General features: G+C 47.5%; 2 protein-coding genes. Both read right to left on the reverse strand.

The genetic code is table 11. The features are described 5' to 3' along the window. Positions 1-452: 452 nt before the first annotated feature. Entirely contained in the window at positions 453-1,010 is a 558-nt protein-coding gene (locus QZ735_RS18875; RefSeq protein WP_294251981.1) for a hypothetical protein, read from the reverse strand. A gap of 19 nt (positions 1,011-1,029) precedes the next feature. Then, positions 1,030-2,841, reverse strand: a complete 1,812-nt coding sequence (locus QZ735_RS18880) for an Ig-like domain-containing protein (RefSeq protein WP_294251984.1) — start codon at positions 2,839-2,841, stop codon at positions 1,030-1,032. Between the last annotated feature and the right edge of the window lie 523 nt (positions 2,842-3,364).

The following is a 3,364-nucleotide window of genomic DNA, read 5'->3' on the forward strand; positions in this document are numbered from 1 at the left end:
GACCAAGTCAAATTTGTATGCCGCTTTAAAGAAGAGATATTATCCGGATGAACATAGGGTGTACCTCCCAAAGATGTACAGATCATTTACGACAGAATGCTGTTAATAATCTGCAAAATCTGCGCAATCTTCGAGCGATATCCATACTGCTGAATCATGCCAGTGGATTTACAGTGCATTTCCCGTTATGGTCATCTGCATTCCAAAATTTTATCTCCGATAAAATCTTTGCGCCCTTCCCCACACTGCATTCAGAAACCCTCTGCGCCCTGGCATTTTTCCAACAACCATTCACCGTAGAAAATTTTTTTCCCATATGGCGTATAATGTTACAAATTATTGATTATCGAAAAAAGCAGAGAGATGGATGGATGGGCTTGAAATAATTCCAAATATAGTGAAAATAAAATCCGGATGGGGATGTGGCCTTTGAAACAAAGGTGGAGAAGACATTATTTCCAGTAGCTCCACTGGCCTCCGTCATACACTGCGATGGAATTGCTTACCGTATCGTAGCACATCATGCCCGGGTACGGACTTTTTACGGAAGCATGCGGATTTTTAATGTGAGGCAGGACCAATGCTTTGTCGGAGGATTCCAGCACCAGTACACCGGAAGCACTGCTGCCTGCTGATCCTATAATCACGCCTGCACCGGCCTCACTGCCTGCTACAGGAATAAAGGATCCCGATGTTGCCTCATCCGTCATGTCTACCCACCTCCCGCTTTCATACATCCGGACTTTTTTGCTTAGCCTGTCGAAAAGAAAGGTGCCGTTCTGGGCATTCCCGGAAACAGGGGTCACTGTCCCGAAAACAGGAGTTGTTGCAACGGCCGGCAGAATAATGCCGCGGAAGTTGGCGGTTTCCGTATCGCCGGGAAGGTTACCAGCAGTCATACCGGCAAACTCCAGCAGGGAGCTGCTGCCTGAGACGGCAGTTTTCCCAATAGCAACCTGTGCTTTTATCATGCTTCCTGCCAGGAAGATCATTGCCATATAGTTTTTCATAAATTAAAATCCTTTTTTATCAGTCGTTGCAGCTGCGTTTGATGCAGTTCCAGCTGCTTCCGTTATAAAGTTTGATGCATTGGGCTTCACGGTCATAGATCACCATTCCCTTTACAGGGTTACTGATGGCATTTGAATTGGAAACCCTGGTTATTACCATTCCTTTTGCGGAAGATTCCAGTGCCAAGTGCCCGTTCGGAATACCTCCGCTGGCAATCCCCGGTCCCTGCGGCCATTTTCCGTATCGTGCGGAAAGCGTGGAAATTCCAAGATCCGTATATCCGTCCGGAGTGCCGGTAAGCCCCGGCTTCGTACAGTAATCCACTGCGGTAGTAAGGGTAGCCGTATTGCTGGTGAGCCCTGCAGTATCTTTTACCGTATAACTGACCGGAGATGCAGTACTGAAAAAATCCGTTGCCGGAGAAAACATCAGCAGTCCGGTATTATCCACCTGCCAGCTCCCCTGCCCAGCCATGGTGAATCCTTTAACAAAGCCGTTTACCATAGTAATGCCTGATGCGCCTGACGGCGGAACCAGATTGACAGAAGCCGGAACCAGCGCACCGGAATCCGGATCGGTATCATTTGCCAGGATGCTGATGGCTTTAGGAACATTCTTACCGACCGAAAGGTGATCGTTCACCGCAACCGGCGGCCGGTTGATCCCGAAATTATTGCCGGTAGAACTGCTGTTGCTGAGGGTAACATTCAGGCTCGGAGAAGTGCTTCCCGCAGTATTTCCCACCATCTGGTAACCGGAGGGAGGGCTTACCTGCACCCGGTAAGGCCCCTGATAAGTATTCGTATTGATATTGTCAAAATAATAAAATCCTGAAGCGTTGGTTACCGTGCTGAGGATCTCGACATTATTATTATAGAACTTTACCGGAACGTTCCCCATCCCCGTTCCGTCAGGTGTCCCTGCATTATGGTCATTGAAAACATTTCCCGTAATGCTGGCAGCAAAGGTGATGGACTCCTTGTTATAGGCGCCGATGAATGCCAGATCGGAAGTCCCGGAAAAGGACTGGATCAGCTTTATGGCCTTACTGTAATTGGTACTGGTGATACCGAACTCCGACCAGTCGGCGGCCAGGATGCGGATATCCCTTTCACAGCTGCTGGAAACGCCTGCATTATAAGTCGGCGGATTGGTATTGGCATTATAAAATTTCCAGCATGCCTTGCCTATGCTGGGAACATTGCTGAAGGCCACGGAATAGACATTTCCTACAATATTTCCGTTAATATCCTGAAAATAATAGGTGTCATTTTCTGCCGAAGGGCTTCCCATCTGGGTAAAAATAAGATCAGGCACGCCGTCACCGATCGAGGCCGGTACGATGCCCATCGTGTTAAGGCTGATGCTGGAGCCCTGCGGGATATTGAAAATAGCGGATCCGAGACCTAACCCGTTCAGTCCGTCTGAAAGGTACTCTACCATATTGTTGTTTACCGGCAAAGGAGAAACATTGCCGTCTCCGCCCAGCATTTTGCCTACTCCTATAAAAGTGTTGCTTCCGGGCGCAGGAATATTATAGATCGGCAGGGAAATGAAGGTTCCGGCCTGAAATGCCACTCCGGAGGCCGTCAGTTTACTGTCGTTCACTCCAGTACTGTAGGTAACAGGACTGTAAACGGTACCTGCCCCGTCGGCATCCCACCGGAACGCCAGCAGGTTATGGTGATTGTTGGGCTGTATGGTGCTGGAACTTTCCCAGAAACCGCCAAAATCTGAATAGATCTTGGAAACGGCGCGCTGGGCCTGAAAGCTTAACGGCAGACAAAGGATTGCCGGCACCAGCATTTTTCTTATCCTTGGGTTGATCATCTTTTCTGTACAAACCGCGAAAGTATCAAAAAAATGCAGAAAACGGACAGAACATAAATGCCAATTATCCTTTTATGATAAATGTCATGAATCCGATTTATTAAAATTAAATTAACATCCGTAATCGTTTACGGATAAGCATATAATGATCTTTAACTCCACTTTTGCCTCATAGAAAATATTTCCCAATATTATGAAGGTTTCGGTAATGCTGAAGTTCATCCGGATGAACAGCTTTGACCGTACCGGTTCTTTCAGAACTTTATGATGCCTTTATACTGAAAACGGAACCGGCTGCTGCAGCCGAAGTCCGGCAGATCATGCAGAACAAACCAGACGGGCAAATGTGCAGCTGAACAGCAGATAACAGGAAGGCTATCCCCTTTCTTGCTTTCATCATGTGCGGAAGCCGGTAACGGGGCTGCCCCGGGAAAAAGCCTTTCCGTGACGTTCATTTTCCGGATTTTATAGAGAATATATCCTATAATTTGTTACTTTGCAGCCACATCCTATACAACCTTAT

Origin of the sequence: uncultured Chryseobacterium sp. (assembly GCF_913776365.1) — a bacterium.
Classification (GTDB): Bacteria; Bacteroidota; Bacteroidia; order Flavobacteriales; family Weeksellaceae; genus Chryseobacterium.

Coding starts and splice junctions, on each gene's coding strand:
- QZ735_RS18875 (WP_294251981.1), bottom strand. CDS start 1,010: ATGAAAAACTATATGGCAATGATCTTCCTGGCAGGAAGCATGATAAAA.
- QZ735_RS18880 (WP_294251984.1), bottom strand. CDS start 2,841: ATGATCAACCCAAGGATAAGAAAAATGCTGGTGCCGGCAATCCTTTGT.